This is a genomic window from Halobacillus campisalis (genome assembly GCF_030345335.1).
GTDB lineage: Bacteria > Bacillota > Bacilli > Bacillales > Halobacillaceae > Halobacillus_A > Halobacillus_A campisalis.
The window spans coordinates 1-498 of sequence record NZ_JAPVRC010000022.1 but is presented as its reverse complement, the minus strand read 5'-3'; the positions used below and the strand labels follow the sequence as shown (position 1 = coordinate 498).

Below are 498 nucleotides of genomic sequence, written 5' to 3'. Positions count from 1 at the left end.
GGCATCCACCGTGCGCCCTTATTCACTTAACTTTCTTCGTGAAAAGACGTTTCGTTTGTTTGATGTCTTGTCATCATCTACGCATGGAATGCGTAGTGATTATCTTATCCAGTTTTCAAGGTTCACAAACCCATTTAAGGGTTGCATATAAAACACAAAGGTATCGTTGTGTTTTAAGAAAAAACTTATGGTGGAGCCTAGCGGGATCGAACCGCTGACCTCCTGCGTGCAAAGCAGGCGCTCTCCCAGCTGAGCTAAGGCCCCGAAAGTGAATGGTGGGCCTGAGTGGACTCGAACCACCGACCTCACGCTTATCAGGCGTGCGCTCTAACCAGCTGAGCTACAGGCCCATTCATTAAGGGATATATTTAATCTCTCAAAACTGAACAACCAACCAGGTACGTCTTCCGAAGGAGACGGCTTTTTGTGTTCGAAAACACGTCCAGCCGGTCCTTTTTCCTTAGAAAGGAGGTGATCCAGCCGCACCTTCCGATACGG

Annotated in this window: 2 tRNA genes; both read right to left on the bottom strand. The window is 48.2% G+C overall.

The annotated features are described in order from the left end of the window. Nucleotides 1–188: 188 nt before the first annotated feature. A tRNA-Ala gene (locus O2Q26_RS18985) sits at nt 189–264 on the bottom strand. 9 nt (nt 265–273) lie between these two features. After that, nucleotides 274–350 (bottom strand) — tRNA-Ile (locus O2Q26_RS18980). Between the last annotated feature and the right edge of the window lie 148 nt (nt 351–498).